This window comes from Brevibacillus sp. 1238 (assembly GCF_029892995.1).
GTDB lineage: Bacteria > Bacillota > Bacilli > Brevibacillales > Brevibacillaceae > Brevibacillus > Brevibacillus parabrevis.
Map to the genome: position 1 here is coordinate 339,517 of NZ_JARXWC010000001.1, position 14,767 is coordinate 354,283.

The following is a 14,767-nucleotide window of genomic DNA, read 5'->3' on the forward strand; positions in this document are numbered from 1 at the left end:
AGCGCGGCTTGCTCCCGATTCATCTAGTAAAATAGAGAGGAAGGGGTGACAGTCATGTACACCGTATGGAAAGTGAAATACTTGAAAATATCTTCCTACCTCAAACTATGTGTGGGAGCCGGTTTTTCACTGGGTCTCTTGATCGGACTTGTTCAACTGCTTTTTCTGTTTTTGATGCGTGCCACAGAGGGACATTCAGGAGCAAGCGGCATGTGGGACAGCTTGCTTGCTGGCCTGGCGAATGCGGCAGGCACTGTCATCGTCTATACTTTTGGCGCCGCGGTTATCAGTCTTATTTCTTATTTTCCTTTTATGGCTTTTCTCAAACGCAAGCAAGGAATAAAGATCGAAGGAATATTGGAACCATTTGAAGAGAGCGAGATCAGGTCATGACATCCGGGAGAGAATCGCACATGCATCCATTGCGTCCAACGATGACGGTCGAGGAAGCCGTCGCCCATTTTACGCCAGACCGGAACGAAGTGCAGGAAGTATACAGTGAAGAAGACGAATTTATCGGCTATTTGACGGTAGAAGCGATCGCCCATGCGATTCATCGCGGGGAATTGACGCGGCCGATTGTCGAATACGTGGTGCCGGAAGTGAGCTTGCCGGATCGAAAGCGGCAGGCAAGCTCGCAGGCGCAGCTTCACGCTTTTTTCGAGAGTCCGATCTGCCAAATCGTGTTCAATGCGCTGTATGACGGCGTGTACATTACAGACGGAGCAGGCATTACTTTGTTCATCAACCAGGCGTACCAGCGCATTACCGGGATTCGCGAAGAAGAGGTCATCGGCAAGCATATGGGCGATTTGATCAAGCAAGGCATGATCTCCGTGTCCGCTTCGCTGGAGACGATCCGCACGCGAAGGCCCGTGACGTTGATCCAGACGATACGCAACAGCCGCAAAATCATCGTTTCCGCGACGCCTGTGCTGTCGTCCGCAGGCGAGATTTTATACATCATCAGCAGTGTCCGGGACATCACCGAGCTGATCCGCTTGAAGCACGAGCTGGATAGTCAAAAGCTGCTGCAAAGCGATGTGCCTCCTGCCGATCAGATGGGGCTGGAAGATGTTGTGCTCGGGCCAGCGACGCGCTCGCTTTTCCGCCTGGCTGACAAAGTCGCCAAGACAGATGCAAAAATTTTGTTGCAGGGCGAGACGGGTGTAGGGAAAAGCATGATTGCGAAATACATCCACGCCAGGAGCAGTCGAGCCAACGAAATTTTTATGGAGTTGAACTGCGCGGCAATCCCGGGCCATCTGGTGGAGGCTGAGCTGTTTGGCTACGAGCCGGGGGCGTTTACGGGAGCGCTCAAGCAAGGCAAGGTCGGCATTTTGGAAAGCGCCCATCGCGGTACGCTTTTTCTCGACGAGATTGGCGATTTGCCGCTGGAGCTGCAAGTCAAGCTGTTGAAGGTCGTGGAGGAAAGCAAATTCATGCGCGTCGGCTCCACGCAAGTGCGACATGTAGATGTGCGGATCATCACGGCGACTCATCGGGATTTGGCTACGCTGGTGCGGGAAGGGTTGTTCCGCGAGGATTTGTACTATCGGCTGAACATCGTCACTTTCGAGGTTCCACCGCTGCGGCAGCGCCGGGAAGAGATTGTCCCGCTGCTTGAGTCCTATCTGGAAAAATTCAACGAAAAGTACAACGAGCAAAAAACGATGACGCTGGAGTGCTACGAGTGGCTGACCAACTACAGTTGGCCGGGGAACATCCGGGAGCTGGCGAACCTGGTCGAGCGGCTGGTTGTCACGACTTTTCACAACACGATTGACGTGGGAGATTTGCCCGGCTTTTTGCAACAGGTGTTTCCGCAAGCGGAGCCGACGTCGTTGCGCGATGCGGTGGCACGACTGGAGCGCAGCATGATCAGCCAAGCGATCCAGACGCACCGGACGACGAGATTGGCAGCGGAAGCGCTTGGGATCAGCCAAAGTGCGCTCGTCCAGAAGATGAAAAAGTGGCAGCTGCACATCGGCAGCGAACCGGAGTTGAACGAATAGGAAAACATCCCGCGAGCGCCTGACGCCATCGCGGGATGTTTGTTTTACTCATGCAGCCACATTCGTTCATGAATGTGGTTTTTGGTTGTGTCGCTTACCGCTTACGAGTTTTCGGCAATTTTGACCTGATCGACTTTCGCTTTGCGCAGCTTGTAAATCACCACGAGCATGATGAACCAGACAGGTGTGATGAACAAGGCAACGCGCGTGTCTTCAGCAAGTGCGAGCACGACGAGAATGAACGCGAGAAAAGCGAGAATCAAGTAATTGGCAAACGGATAGAGCGGCATTTTGAATTTGTTTTGCGCTGCCAGCTCTGGTCTTGTCTTGCGGTATTTCAGGTGGCAAATGACCGTAATGCCCCAGATGAACAGGAAGCAAACCGTCGAGACACTCGTGATCAGCGTGAAGACGCCTTCTGGCATGATGTAGTTCAATACAACGGCGATGAGAATGACGACGGTAGAGAAGAACAGGGCATTGGCAGGAACTTGGCGAGTTGTGAGCTTGGTCATGGCCGCAGGCGCGTTTTGTTCTCTGCCCAAAGAGTAGACCATTCGGCTTGTACTGAAGACGGCGCTGTTACATGCCGAAGCGGCGGAGGTCAGTACGACAAAGTTGACGATTCCCGCAGCGGCAGCAATTCCGATTGCGGCAAACACTTGCACGAACGGGCTTTCTGTCGGAACGATCGCACTCCATGGGTAGATGCTCATAATCACGATCAGCGCACCGACGTAGAACAGCAAGACGCGGATCGGAATGTTGTTGATCGCTTTTGGAATGACGCGCTCAGGATTTTCTGTCTCTCCGGCAGTCAGCCCGACCAGTTCAATGCCGACGAACGCGAAGACGACCATCTGGAACGAAAGTAAGAAGCCGTTGATTCCGTTCGGGAACATCCCGCCATGGCTCCACAAGTTCGTGAAGCTGGAAGCGCCGGAGTTGGTAGAGAAGCCTTTGACGATCATGACGATACCGACGACGATCAAGGCGAGAATCGCGATGACTTTTACCAGCGCGAACCAAAACTCCATTTCTCCGAACAGCTTCACGGTTGCCAGGTTCATGAAAAGTAAAATTACGAGGGCAATCAACCCCGGCATCCATTGCGGCACTCCCGGAAACCAATACTGTGTGTACAAGCCGACAGCCGTCAAATCGGCCATGGCAATCGAAATCCAGCAAAACCAATACGTCCAGCCTGTGACGAACGCAGCCATGTTTCCGAGGTAGTCTTTTACGAAGTCGACGAAGGAATGATAGTTCAGGTTGCTCAGGAGAAGTTCGCCGAGCGAGCGCATGATCAAAAAGCAAATAATCCCAGTAATCAGGTACGCAAACAAAATGGATGGCCCGGCGAGGTGAATGGATTTTCCCGCACCCAGAAATAGTCCGGTACCAATGGCTCCACCGATTGCGATGAGTTGAACGTGTCTGTTTTTCAGACCTCTCGCCAATTTTTGTTGTTCCATGTGATCCCCCTCTTTCTCTCTGTCTGATTCTGCAAAGTTACTTGGAAAGACAACTACTTGCTCGACGACTTTTTCTTCACAAAAGTTTATGATTCTTTATAATTCTCATAGTAACATAGCTGTACAGAATAAATACATCATTAAGTTACTTCCAACGAAAAAAACGCTTACATTTTTCAGTGAGTCCTTATTTTTTGCTGTTTGCTTCCGGTTGCTCCCTCCTTGTTTGCCCGAGTGGGGATGTGGCTGTTCCCCTGAAAGCGCAGCGATTTCTAGCAGCAATCCTATTTTTCGCCAATAAAAAAAGGAACGGGAAAAATAGGCTGGTTCCTATTTTCCTCTGTCCTTTTACCTGAGAGTGTTTAACTCCTTTGGTGGCCAATGGCTCTCTCCAGAGATGCGTCCCATTGCGGTCCTTTTACCTGAGAGATTTGTCCTGGGGGTCAGGATTTGCTCCTTCGGTGCTAAACGGTAAGTTTAGTCTCTCCCGCAATATTCATCCGCGATAGATATTCGCATGCGTTCTTTTGATAGTAAATTATTCCAAATAGCTTGTCAAACGAAAATTGCCAATTAACAGACTATTTTAAGCATAAAACATTTTTGACCGATTGAAGTCCAACAAACAAGGGAGATGGCAAGAATCAACAACAATTTGATTCGAAAACAAATCAATATGATGTATTTTGATTTGAAACATGATCGGTGATCGGATGAAAACGGTTGCTTTTTGTTCCGGGCAAAGCGAGAGTGAAAAATGTGACGAACATGTGAGAAAAGGTGGTTTCGCGAGCGGAAATCTACCATTTCGCCGGAAGCAAACGAGGTTGAGTGCAGCGAATTTTAAGGCTTTGGCACGGGAGTTGCTTTTAAGTGGCAGCACAGAGAAGGGAGAGAGTGACAACATGAACATTTCTACATTTGCTGCTGCGAACAAGCTGGTCACAGGCCGCGATTCGCTGGCATTGCTTGCAGAGGAAGTCGCCCGGCTGGGGGTGCAGCGTCCGCTGATCGTCACCGACCATATTTTGATTCAGGCCGGGGTGGTAGCGCAAGTCGAGGAGCTTTTGCCGATGAAGGCAGGCATCTTCCCGGACGTCAATCCGGAGCCGGAAATCGAAATCGTCGACCTGTGTGTCAGCATGATTCGCGCAGGAAGCTACGACGGGCTGATTGCGGTCGGCGGAGGAAGCGCGATCGACATTGCGAAAGCGGCTGCGGTCATGGCGACTAATGAGGGCAGCATCGAACAGTATTTTGGCACGAATCTGGTCAAGCAGCCGGGCTTGCCGCTGATCGCGATTCCGACCACGGCGGGAACAGGCTCGGAAGTGACCAATATCTCGATTTTGTCCGATACGAAGGAGCAAGTAAAAAAAGGAATTGTAAGCCCTTACTTGCTGCCGGATGTCGCTATCGTCTCGCCGATGATGACGCTGACGTGCCCGCCGAGTGTTACCGCTGCGAGCGGCGTGGATGCGTTGGTGCATGCAGTGGAAGCCTATATTTCCAAGTTTGCCTCCCCAGTCACGGACGCGCTGGCGATTGGCGCGATGAAGCTGATCGCTGTTCACCTGCCAAAAGCGTACGCGGCCCCGGACAACATCGAATCGCGCGAAGCCATGATTACAGCCGCGTTGATGGCGGGTCTTGCCTTCGGAAATGCAGGGGTAGGAGCTGTACATGCCCTGGCTTACCCGCTCGGCGGACGCTTCCACATGGCGCACGGCGTCAGCAACTCGCTGCTTTTGCCTTACGTGATGCGCACGAACAAGATCGCCTGCCTGGAAAAGCTGGGAGACATCGCCCGGGCGCTCGGAGAAAATACAACTGGCCTGAGCCTGGATGAAGCGGCGGAAAAAGCGATCGAAGCGATGACGCGTCTGTGCCGTTACGTGGAAATTCCCCAGTCGTTGCGCGAGTTCAACATCCCTGAGACAGCGCTTGCCGAGATGGCGGAAGAAGCGATGAAGCAGACCCGGCTTTTGAAAAACAATCCCCGCACCTTGCGGAAAAAAGACATAGAAGATATATATCGCGCAGCTTACTAAGAGGGGGATATCACATGAAGTGGAAGCAACGCAAAGATGGTGCAGAGACTCCGTATATTCCGGCTGGCCCGTTCAAAATTCGCCTGCCGTTCGTGCATTATCGTTTTGAATGGCCTGATTACTTGCAAGGATTGCTGATGTGCGCCGTCGATCTCGGCGCCATCACGTTGCTTGCCGATCACCTTGGCATGCCGTTTGAGGTCGGCTTGGCTGTCGTCATTTTAAATGGCTTCTTGTATTTGCTGCACCACTTGCTGGGCGATCCGGTCATTCCGGGCTGGATTACCCCTGCGATTCCGTTGATCGTGCTGTTTGTCGGGCAATTTCCCGAAGGGCCGGATCGGGTGTACGCCCTGATTGCCTTCCAGTTGACGCTTGGGCTGCTATCGATTATTTTGGGCGTCACCGGGCTTGCCAAACGGGTAGTCAACTTCGTGCCGAACGCGATCAAATCAGGCATTATCCTCGGCGCGGGGATTGGCGCGATCACCTCGATTTTTGAAAAAGGCGGGAAGTTCGACCTGTTCCCGTACACGATTGCGATTTGTATCGGTTTCTGCTTTTATCTCGTATTTTCCAAGCATTTTGAAGGATTGAAGCAAAAAGGCAAGCTGTGGGCGCTGCTCGGCAATTTGGGGATTTTGCCTGCGATTTTGTTGGCGGTATTCGTAGCGCCGATCTTCGGGGAAGCGAAGTGGCCGGACATTCAGTGGGGATTCAGCCAACCGGACTTCGCCACGCTCTGGTCGCAGTATACGGTTTTCGGCTTGGGGCTGCCGGCGCTGTCCTTTTTCATCACGGCGCTTCCTGCGGTGTTCGCCACTTACCTTGTCGTCTTTGGCGATGTGCTGAAAACGAAAGCGCTGTTATCCGAATCTGACCAGGTGCGTCTCGATGAAAAAGTCGACTACAATCCTGACCGGGCGCACATGATTTTTGGCGGACGCAACATGCTGATGAGCCTGATCGGACCAGATATTACGATGTGCGGCCCGATGTGGGCAGCGATGCAGGTCGTGGTCGTGGAGCGGTTCAAAAAAGGCAAGCAGGCGATGAACTCCTTTTTCGGGGGCGCAGGCTCTTTCCGCTGGGGAACGAATACAGGTCTGCTGCTGTTGCCGATCGTCAGCCTCGTTCAGCCGATTCTCGGTGTTGCAGTGGCATTGACCTTGCTCGTGCAAGGCTACGTCAGCGTGCGAATTGGCGTGATGCAGGCGCGCAGCCAGCGCGATTTGGGGATCGCCGGAGTCGTCGGAGCCATTCTGGTGATCAAAGGCGCAGCGATGGCTTTTGGCGCGGGAATTTTGCTGTGCGTTTTATTATATGGAAAAGATTGGTTGCGCGGAGAAAAAGAGAAATTGTTTACAGCCAATGAACAGGAGGAAAAAGCGGCGTGAAACAACAACAAGAGTGGAACAAAGGGATTTACGTGAACGGAACATGGCTGACACTTGACAAGCGCATGATCGTGCAAAATCCGGCGACGCTCGCGACGATTGGCAGTGTGCCGGACGCAGGTGCGGAAGAAGCGAAGCAGGCAGTCGATGCCGCGCAAGCCGCTTTTGCAAGCTGGTCGAAAACGACGGCTTACGAGCGGGCCACTCTTCTGGAGCGCTGGCATCAGGCCATTGAAGCCAGACTCGATGAAATCGCCTACGTGATGACGATGGAGCAGGGCAAGCCGCTTGCAGAAGCGCGGGGCGAGGTGCAGTATGCCAACAGCTACATCAAATGGTACGCGGAAGAAGCGAAGCGGATTTACGGGGAGACGATCCCGTCGTCTGCCGTCTCCAAACGGATCATCGTCCAGAAGCAGCCTGTCGGTGTCGTGGCTGCGGTTACTCCGTGGAACTTTCCGGCGGCAATGATCGCACGCAAGCTCGCTCCGGCGCTTGCCGCAGGCTGCACGGCCGTAGCCAAGCCAGCGGAACAGACGCCGTTGACGGCGCTGTTGCTGGCGGAATGCGCCGAGGAGGCTGGCATCCCCGCAGGTGTGATCAACATCGTCACTACTTCGCGGGCGGGAGAAGTGGTCGACGTCTGGATGGAAGATTCTCGCGTGAAAAAGCTGACGTTTACCGGATCGACGCCTGTGGGCAAGCTCTTGATGAAAAAAGCGGCGGACACCGTGAAAAAGCTGTCTCTGGAGCTGGGCGGTTTGGCGCCGTTCATCGTGGCAGAAGATGCGAATCTCGAAGCGGCTGTCAAAGGCTTGATCCAGTCCAAATTCCGAAACGCCGGGCAAACGTGCATTTGCGCCAACCGGATTTACGTGCACGAGGCTGTGAAAGAACCATTTTTGCAAAGGCTGACAGAAGCGGTCGCTGCGCTGCGCGTAGGTGTCGGGACAGAGGACCATGTCGAGATCGGCCCGCTGATCGATGACAGAGCGGTCAAAAAAGTCCGGCAGCAGGTAGACGACGCTATCTCCAAAGGGGCTGTGCTGCATGGCAATCCGGAGCTGGAAGGTGCGGTCGGCTATTTCTTGAAGCCTGTTGTGCTCTCGGAGGTCACAGACGAAATGCTCTGCATGCAAGAGGAGACGTTCGGGCCGATTGCTCCTGTCAGCACGTACTCCGACGACGCGGACGTCATCAGACGCGCGAATGCGACACCGTACGGACTGGCGGCTTACGTTTTCACCCAGTCGTTGACGCGGGCATTCATGTTCTCGGAAAATCTGGAATACGGCATTGTCGGGGTAAACGACGGGGGGCCATCTGTCGCGCAAGCACCGTTTGGCGGCATGAAGGAAAGCGGTCTCGGCCGGGAAGGCAGTCACCAAGGAATCGAAGAATATTTGGAGGTCAAATACATTTCGCTGCAACTGGTGTAACCAACAGATGGCAAAGTGAATAAACAAAGAGCACAGCGCGTGATATGCGGGCTGTGCTTTTTCTTTATTCCCTAGAAAATGAAATTAAGGGTTGACAGTGAGAACGATTTCCAGTAAATTTTGCATCAGGGAAACATTTTTATACACAAGCATATTATTTTGCCATGGCGAATATTATTGGTTAATAACTACAATTTTGTGTATAAGCATATATAAGTGAGTCGGGACAACCAGAGCGGATGATGTAGCGCAACAGCGAGAATAAAACGACTGATTATTTTTGGAGGGAATCTCATGAATAGTGCTGTGTCAGTCAGAGAGCTTCACGTTTCCTATTTTGGAGTTGAGGTCGTGCAGGGTGTATCGTTTGCGGTTGAGCAGGGCAGCATGGTGGGCATCATCGGCCCGAACGGCGCAGGCAAATCGACCATGATCAAAGCCATGTTGGGGTTGATCGGAAAAGACAAGGGAGACGTCCTGTTTTACGGCAAAGAAGTAAGCGAGGTGCGCAAGAAAATCGCTTATGTGCCGCAGCGAAGCCAAATCGACTGGACGTTTCCGATCACGGTGATGGATACGGTTCTCATCGGAACATATCCAAGCGTCGGATTATTCAAATTTCCGAAAAAAAAGGAAAAGTTGTGGGCGATGGAGTGCCTGCGAAAAGTGGGACTGGAGGACTTCGCCAAGCGGCAGATCGGCGAGTTGTCAGGCGGGCAGCAGCAGCGCGTATTTTTGGCCCGGGCACTGGCGCAAAAACCGGAATTGCTCCTTCTGGACGAGCCGTTTGTCGGAATCGACGTCGCCAGCGAGGAAACGATCATCCATATTTTGAAGGAGCTTCAGCTTCAGGACAAAACGATCGTAGTCGTCCACCACGACTTGAGCAAAGCGAATGCGTATTTCGATCAGCTGCTGCTTTTGAACAAGGAATTGATCAAGTTTGGAGCAGTCGATGAGGTGCTGAACCGGGAAGTCATGTCCAAAGCTTACGCGCATCAGCTGCAATTTCTGGAGAAGGCCGAGGTAACTGCGTAATGGAATTTTTACAAGCGATCGGACAATATGATTTTTTGCAAAAGGCATTGTTTACATCAGTCGTGGTGGGAATCATTTGCGGGGTCATTGGCAGCTTCATCATTTTGCGCGGGATGTCGTTGATGGGCGATGCCATCTCCCACGCGGTTTTGCCGGGGGTGGCGCTCTCGTATGCCTTCGGGATCAACTTTTTCCTGGGCGCAGTCGCCACCGGGGTGCTTACAGCGATCGGGATCGGATATGTCAGCCAAAACAGCCGGATTAAAAATGATACGGCGATCGGAATTTTGTTCACTTCCGCTTTTGCCTTGGGAATCATCATGATTACGATGCTGAAAAGCAGCACGGACCTGTATCACATTTTGTTCGGGAACGTTCTGGCAGTGCGACCGTCCGACATGTGGGTGACGGTCGGGATCGGCGTGATTGTGATTGTGACCGTCTACGCGTTTTTCAAGGAACTGCTGCTGACGTCCTTCGATCCGACGATTGCGGCGGCGTACGGTCTGCGCAACAATCTGATTCACTATTTGCTGATGACGTTGCTGACGATGGTCACCGTAGCGTCGCTGCAAACCGTGGGAATCGTGCTGGTGGTCGCCATGCTGATTACTCCCGCAGCGACAGCTTATTTGCTGACAGACAGACTGTCGGTGATGATTTTCCTGGCAGCGAGCTTCGGAGTCATTTCAGCGATTATCGGCCTGTACTTCAGCTTTACCTACAACCTGGCTTCGGGGGCAACCATCGTAATGGTGGCGACAGGTTTGTTCCTTCTGGCCTTCCTGTTCTCGAAAAAGCACGGAGTTGTATGGAAATCCATTCGAGTGCGGCAAAAAAGAGCCGAGCTTTCGAAGTAAATAAAAGGAGAACTCGTCATGAAAAAATGGAATCTGTTTCTCGTCTTTCTCATCTCATCCGTCCTGCTCGCCGCGTGCGGTGCGCCGCAAAGTTCCAATCAAGAGGTAAAAACTGGAAATGAAAAGCTGCACGTAGTGACAACGTATTCGATTCTGTATGACATTGTGAAAAATGTGGGCGGAGATCGCGTGGAAATTCACAGCTTGGCTCCGGTCGGCTCGAACCCGCACGAATACGATCCGTTGCCAGCCGACGTGCAAAAAACGACGGATGCCGATGCCGTGTTCTACAACGGCTTGAATCTGGAAGCAGGAAACTCGTGGTTTGAAAAGCTGATGCACACAGCAGGCAAGTCTGGACAAGATGCACCCGTGTTCCGCATGAGTGAAGGCGTAGCCGCCAAGCATTTGACGACAAAAGGCAAAGAGAGCGAAGAAGATCCGCATGCGTGGCTGGATGTGCGCAACGGCATCAAGTACGCGGAAAATGCCAGAGACGCACTGATCAAGGTCGACCCGGCGCACAAGGACACGTACGAGCAAAATGCAAAAGCGTACATCGAAAAGCTGCGCGCTTTGCACGAAGAGGCAGTCAAGCAATACAATCAAATTCCGCGTGAACAGCGCGTTCTCGTAACGAGCGAAGGAGCGTTTAAATATTTCAGCGAAGCATACGATTTCGACGCCGCCTACATTTGGGAAATCAACTCGGAAAACCAGGGAACGCCTGAGCAAGTCAGCCAGGTAGTCGATACGATCCGCGCGAAAAAAATTCCGGCTCTGTTCGTGGAAACGAGCATTGACCCGCGCAGCATGGAGATGGTATCCCGGGAAACCGGCGTGCCGATCGTCGGAAAAGTGTTTACCGACTCGCTCGGCAAGCCAGGCGAAGATGGCGATACGTACATCAAAATGATGGAGTGGAATATTAAGACAATCTACGAAGGCTTGACGAAAAAATAGAAAGCAAGTCGTACACGGCGCAGCTCTCCATCCAGGGGGGCTGTGCTTTTTTAGCCGATGGAGGAGTTGTCCGCAACAAGAGGCGGATGAACTTTTCGAAATGATTTTCTCGTAAAAAAACACGAGATTGAGGTATAATAGTTGAGTGTGAAAATGGACTACGGAGTCTTGCAAGCAATCAATCTGTGACGTTGAAAGAGAGTGGGAATTTATGGGTCGTAAGTGGAACAATATCAAAGAGAAAAAAGCGTCGAAGGATGCGAGCACCAGTCGCGTATATGCCAAGTTCGGGAAGGAAATTTATGTAGCGGCGAAGCAAGGCGAGCCGGACCCAGAGTCGAACCGCGCTCTGAAGGTCGTCCTGGAGCGTGCCAAAACATACAGTGTACCGAAAGCGATTATTGACCGCGCAATCGAGAAAGCGAAGGGCGGATCGGAAGAAAGCTACAGCGAGCTGCGTTATGAAGGCTTCGGCCCGAACGGCTCGATGGTGATCGTGGACGCCTTGACCAACAACGTAAACCGCACAGCGTCTGAAGTGCGCGCCGCTTTCAACAAAAACGGCGGAAACATGGGCGTGACCGGATCTGTCGCTTACATGTTCGACCCGACTGCGGTGTTCGGCCTCGAAGGCAAAACCGCCGAGGAAGTGCTTGAGCTGTTGATGGAAGCCGAAGTCGATGTGCGCGACATTTTGGACGAAGACGGAGCTGTCATCGTCTACGCCGAGCCTGAGCAGTTCCACGCTGTACAGGAAGCGCTGAAAAAAGCGGGCATTACCGAGTTTACCGTAGCGGAGCTGACCATGCTCGCTCAAAACGAAGTAACGCTGGACGAAGAGGCGCAAGCCCAGTTTGAAAAAATGATCGATGCGCTGGAAGACCTGGACGATGTGCAACAGGTGTACCATAACGTTGATCTGGGAGAATAAATTTGTCCGTGAAAAAACCTTTGCTGGCAGTTGCTGCGAAGGTTTTTTTTCATGGGCAAAATAAAACCGCCTCCTAAAAGGAGACGGCATATATCGAGCTCGCTAGTTTTGAGGTGTTACCGATCATCACGTGCGACGCATCTACCTCCAGTGTGAAGTTAGAAGCTTATTGCAGTGTTGCGGTTTTCCTTACTCACTAGGTGATCGTGTAAATCATCCATGGCACATCGCCTCCGTTAGGGACTACAGCCTGTTTGAAAACACACCACCGAGCTCGATAAGTATAGTATGGTCCGATTTTGTGCTCTTATACATCATTTCAACATGCGGGCGGAAATCGCGTTCATGAAGGATTGGTTGCTGTAGGCAGTGCCCCCGGCCAAGCCCGGATTGACGGCGTTGACGTAAACCCGTCCGTCTTTGGCCACATGCAGGTTGCTCCATTCGCTTTTTTGCTGCAACTGTTCAAAGGCAGCTTCTGCGCCGGGGTCGCTGCTTTTGTCGACCATGACAAACAAATAATCGGGGTCTGTCTGGGCCAGTTGTTCAAGCGTCAGCGATACAGGCTCTTTTGCCTGTTCTACAACGTCTGGTGTCGCCAGCCCGAGATCGGTGTAGAGCAAATAGTTGTACCGTTCGTTTTTCGGGGAGACGACAAAAGCGCCCTCGTGGAACCAGACAGCCAACACCTTTTTATCCTTCAGCGGGGCAAGCTTTTCCCGCGTATTTTCGATGTTGGTTCTTACCTTGCTCACAATCGCATCCACGTTTGCGTCTTTGCCGCGCACTTCAGCCAAAAGCCGCAGGTTGTCTTCCCAGTGCGCTCCGTTCGAGGAAATAGGGATCACGGACGCTGCCTTTTCCAGCGTGGCGCGCTTTTCCGCAGGCGTCTTGTCAGAGGTCAGGATAGTGTCCGGGTAGAGAGCTTTCAGGTCATCAATCCGCTCGACGATGTCTGCCGGGAGCTTTTGCGTATTTTGCGTAATCGAGGCGTATTCCTGCGGGAACGCGCCGGATTTTTCTACCGTTGCGGCGAACGGCGGTATGCCGAGCAAAAGCGAGTCTTCAAAGCTGCTTCGCGAATCGACAAAGGCGATTTGTTTGGTTCGCGCCGGAATTTTATAGGCAGTGCCCAAATATTGAATGGACCTGGTCGGCTTTGCGTCAGGCGAGCCGTCTGCGGTTTGCCCTCCGGAACCCGCGCCGCATGCGGCAAGCAACAGAAAAACAGCCGTCACAGGGATGGCCAGTAGCTTTTTGTACATCTCTCGTCACTCCGATCGTACATATATGGTCTGTCTATGGCAGGGGAGATCATCACAGTAAATTATAGGGTACCCGAATGAGCCAGGGCTGCTTCATTCCTGAACATTTTCAGACATTCTCCCGTAAGCTTTTTCCGTCACCAAGAGCCATCGCCCCATGACGAAGCAGTATCCGTCAGCGCCAAGCGGCTTTTCGCCCTCCTGCGAGACAGGCTTTTCGGTGCGGTTTTCGTATTGTCTGTTCACAGCAAATGTTCTACGATGGACAAATACAAAACGAAACGAAAGTCTAACTGAGCTTTTGGGGTGATGGGGATGGAGCTGCGCCACTTGAAGACGTTCCACGTCGTTGCGGAATGTTTGAATCTCACCAAGGCTGCGGAAATTTTGCGCTATACGCAACCGACGATCAGCCTGCAAATCCAGGCGCTGGAACAAGACATCGGCCATACCTTGCTGAACCGGGTGGGAAAAAGGACGTTTTTGACGCCGACAGGCAAGCTGTTGAAAAAGCATACAGACAAGCTGTTTCAAAATCTGGACGAGCTGGAACAAGACTTGCGGCGGCTGGAAAAGCCGTACGGCAATTTGACCATCGCGGCGCCCGAGTTTTATTGCAGCTATTACTTGTCGCAACTGCTCAGCATTTACGTGAAGGTGCATCCGCAAGTGCAGATGAAGCTGCTCTGTTACAACAGCAAGGAGACGATCAAGCTGGTGGAGTCGAACCGGGCGGATATCGGGATTGTCGCCGGGAAGTGCAATCGGCCGGGGATTGAGGAAATTTTGATCGATCAGGAAGATTTGGTGCTGGTAGCGAGTCCGCTCCTGGTCAAGTCGCGCAGCGCCGAGGAGCTTTTTGCGGAGCATCCGTTCATTACGTACGATCTGGAAGGCGTTATTCGCGAATGTTTGGAAGAGATCGGCTGCAAACCGCTCTGGACGATCGAATGCGGCAGCGAAGAGGCGATCAAGCGGGCGGTTATGTCCCAGACGGGGATTGCCTTGATCAGCGACGTCATGATTGAAAAAGAAGTGAGGCAGGGAACGCTGCAAGTGCTGCACCGCTTTCCGAAAAGGCTTTTGACTTACTTGATTTATCCGCGCGACCAGCGCGATTACAGCACCGTCAGCAGTTTCGTCGACGTGGTGCTTGATGTGTGGCCGACTTTTCGGGCTTGAATGAAGCCGTGGTATACGACTTTCGGAAGCGATTCCGGGGGTCGTTTTTTTGTGTGGCGAAGTATGGATTTATTTATGGTTATCATTGAACAACCTCATTTTTCATGCCGAATCAAATCGACTACGATAAAAAAACAGAATAATAAAAAAA

Annotated in this window: 13 protein-coding genes and 2 riboswitches; of the genes, 10 read left to right on the forward strand and 3 right to left on the reverse strand. The window is 52.3% G+C overall.

The features are described from left to right. The first annotated feature begins 54 nt into the window (after positions 1 to 54). Together M2298_RS01535 and M2298_RS01540 are read left to right on the forward strand one after the other, a co-directional pair. On the forward strand, positions 55 to 393 hold the full coding sequence (locus M2298_RS01535) for a hypothetical protein (protein ID WP_122962996.1): 339 nt from the start codon (positions 55 to 57) through the stop codon (positions 391 to 393). Positions 394 to 413: 20 nt separating this feature from the next. Beyond that, positions 414 to 2,015 (forward strand): sigma-54 interaction domain-containing protein, encoded by a 1,602-nt coding sequence (locus tag M2298_RS01540; protein ID WP_122962997.1) that lies wholly within the window; start codon positions 414 to 416, stop codon positions 2,013 to 2,015. A 101-nt stretch (positions 2,016 to 2,116) separates the two neighbouring features. Here M2298_RS01540 and M2298_RS01545 read toward each other — a convergent pair whose 3' ends face one another. Further along, a complete protein-coding gene (locus tag M2298_RS01545; protein ID WP_122962998.1) occupies positions 2,117 to 3,490 on the reverse strand; it encodes an amino acid permease in 1,374 nt (457 codons plus the stop codon). 338 nt (positions 3,491 to 3,828) lie between these two features. After that, positions 3,829 to 3,887: riboswitch (glycine riboswitch) on the reverse strand. 3 nt (positions 3,888 to 3,890) lie between these two features. After that, a riboswitch (glycine riboswitch) is annotated at positions 3,891 to 3,990 on the reverse strand. Between the two features lie 405 nt (positions 3,991 to 4,395). Here M2298_RS01545 and M2298_RS01550 point away from each other — a divergent pair. The 7 genes from M2298_RS01550 (at position 4,396) to M2298_RS01580 (ending at position 12,169) form a co-directional block, all read left to right on the forward strand. Then, entirely contained in the window at positions 4,396 to 5,541 is a 1,146-nt protein-coding gene (locus M2298_RS01550) for an iron-containing alcohol dehydrogenase (RefSeq protein ID WP_280648140.1), read from the forward strand. A 14-nt stretch (positions 5,542 to 5,555) separates the two neighbouring features. Next, positions 5,556 to 6,938 (forward strand): hypothetical protein, encoded by a 1,383-nt coding sequence (locus M2298_RS01555; RefSeq protein ID WP_122963000.1) that lies wholly within the window; start codon positions 5,556 to 5,558, stop codon positions 6,936 to 6,938. Positions 6,939 to 7,003: 65 nt separating this feature from the next. Then, on the forward strand, positions 7,004 to 8,377 hold the full coding sequence (locus M2298_RS01560; protein ID WP_167470242.1) for an NAD-dependent succinate-semialdehyde dehydrogenase: 1,374 nt from the start codon (positions 7,004 to 7,006) through the stop codon (positions 8,375 to 8,377). Positions 8,378 to 8,671: 294 nt separating this feature from the next. Further along, complete coding sequence (locus tag M2298_RS01565) at positions 8,672 to 9,415, forward strand: metal ABC transporter ATP-binding protein (RefSeq protein ID WP_122963002.1); 744 nt, start codon at positions 8,672 to 8,674, stop codon at positions 9,413 to 9,415. Continuing rightward, entirely contained in the window at positions 9,415 to 10,275 is an 861-nt protein-coding gene (locus tag M2298_RS01570) for a metal ABC transporter permease (protein ID WP_063228571.1), read from the forward strand. Before M2298_RS01565 ends, M2298_RS01570 begins: the two co-directional genes overlap by 1 nt. Before the next feature lie 18 nt (positions 10,276 to 10,293). Then, a complete protein-coding gene (locus tag M2298_RS01575; protein ID WP_173596131.1) occupies positions 10,294 to 11,238 on the forward strand; it encodes a metal ABC transporter substrate-binding protein in 945 nt (314 codons plus the stop codon). A gap of 211 nt (positions 11,239 to 11,449) precedes the next feature. Continuing rightward, positions 11,450 to 12,169, forward strand: a complete 720-nt coding sequence (locus M2298_RS01580) for a YebC/PmpR family DNA-binding transcriptional regulator (protein WP_122963004.1) — start codon at positions 11,450 to 11,452, stop codon at positions 12,167 to 12,169. A 314-nt stretch (positions 12,170 to 12,483) separates the two neighbouring features. On the opposite strand, the gene M2298_RS01585 is transcribed toward M2298_RS01580, so the two are convergent. Next, positions 12,484 to 13,434 (reverse strand): ABC transporter substrate-binding protein, encoded by a 951-nt coding sequence (locus tag M2298_RS01585; protein ID WP_122963005.1) that lies wholly within the window; start codon positions 13,432 to 13,434, stop codon positions 12,484 to 12,486. Positions 13,435 to 13,527: 93 nt separating this feature from the next. After that, positions 13,528 to 13,680: a hypothetical protein gene (locus M2298_RS01590; protein ID WP_167470235.1), complete on the reverse strand. Its 153-nt coding sequence runs from the start codon at positions 13,678 to 13,680 to the stop codon at positions 13,528 to 13,530. Between the two features lie 69 nt (positions 13,681 to 13,749). Here M2298_RS01590 and M2298_RS01595 point away from each other — a divergent pair, with 69 nt between their 5' ends. Next, positions 13,750 to 14,616 (forward strand): LysR family transcriptional regulator, encoded by an 867-nt coding sequence (locus tag M2298_RS01595; RefSeq protein ID WP_122963006.1) that lies wholly within the window; start codon positions 13,750 to 13,752, stop codon positions 14,614 to 14,616. Positions 14,617 to 14,767 lie beyond the last annotated feature (151 nt).

Coding starts and splice junctions, on each gene's coding strand:
- M2298_RS01535 (WP_122962996.1), top strand. CDS start 55: ATGTACACCGTATGGAAAGTGAAATACTTGAAAATATCTTCCTACCTC.
- M2298_RS01540 (WP_122962997.1), top strand. CDS start 414: ATGCATCCATTGCGTCCAACGATGACGGTCGAGGAAGCCGTCGCCCAT.
- M2298_RS01545 (WP_122962998.1), bottom strand. CDS start 3,490: ATGGAACAACAAAAATTGGCGAGAGGTCTGAAAAACAGACACGTTCAA.
- M2298_RS01550 (WP_280648140.1), top strand. CDS start 4,396: ATGAACATTTCTACATTTGCTGCTGCGAACAAGCTGGTCACAGGCCGC.
- M2298_RS01555 (WP_122963000.1), top strand. CDS start 5,556: ATGAAGTGGAAGCAACGCAAAGATGGTGCAGAGACTCCGTATATTCCG.
- M2298_RS01560 (WP_167470242.1), top strand. CDS start 7,004: ATGATCGTGCAAAATCCGGCGACGCTCGCGACGATTGGCAGTGTGCCG.
- M2298_RS01565 (WP_122963002.1), top strand. CDS start 8,672: ATGAATAGTGCTGTGTCAGTCAGAGAGCTTCACGTTTCCTATTTTGGA.
- M2298_RS01570 (WP_063228571.1), top strand. CDS start 9,415: ATGGAATTTTTACAAGCGATCGGACAATATGATTTTTTGCAAAAGGCA.
- M2298_RS01575 (WP_173596131.1), top strand. CDS start 10,294: ATGAAAAAATGGAATCTGTTTCTCGTCTTTCTCATCTCATCCGTCCTG.
- M2298_RS01580 (WP_122963004.1), top strand. CDS start 11,450: ATGGGTCGTAAGTGGAACAATATCAAAGAGAAAAAAGCGTCGAAGGAT.
- M2298_RS01585 (WP_122963005.1), bottom strand. CDS start 13,434: ATGTACAAAAAGCTACTGGCCATCCCTGTGACGGCTGTTTTTCTGTTG.
- M2298_RS01595 (WP_122963006.1), top strand. CDS start 13,750: ATGGAGCTGCGCCACTTGAAGACGTTCCACGTCGTTGCGGAATGTTTG.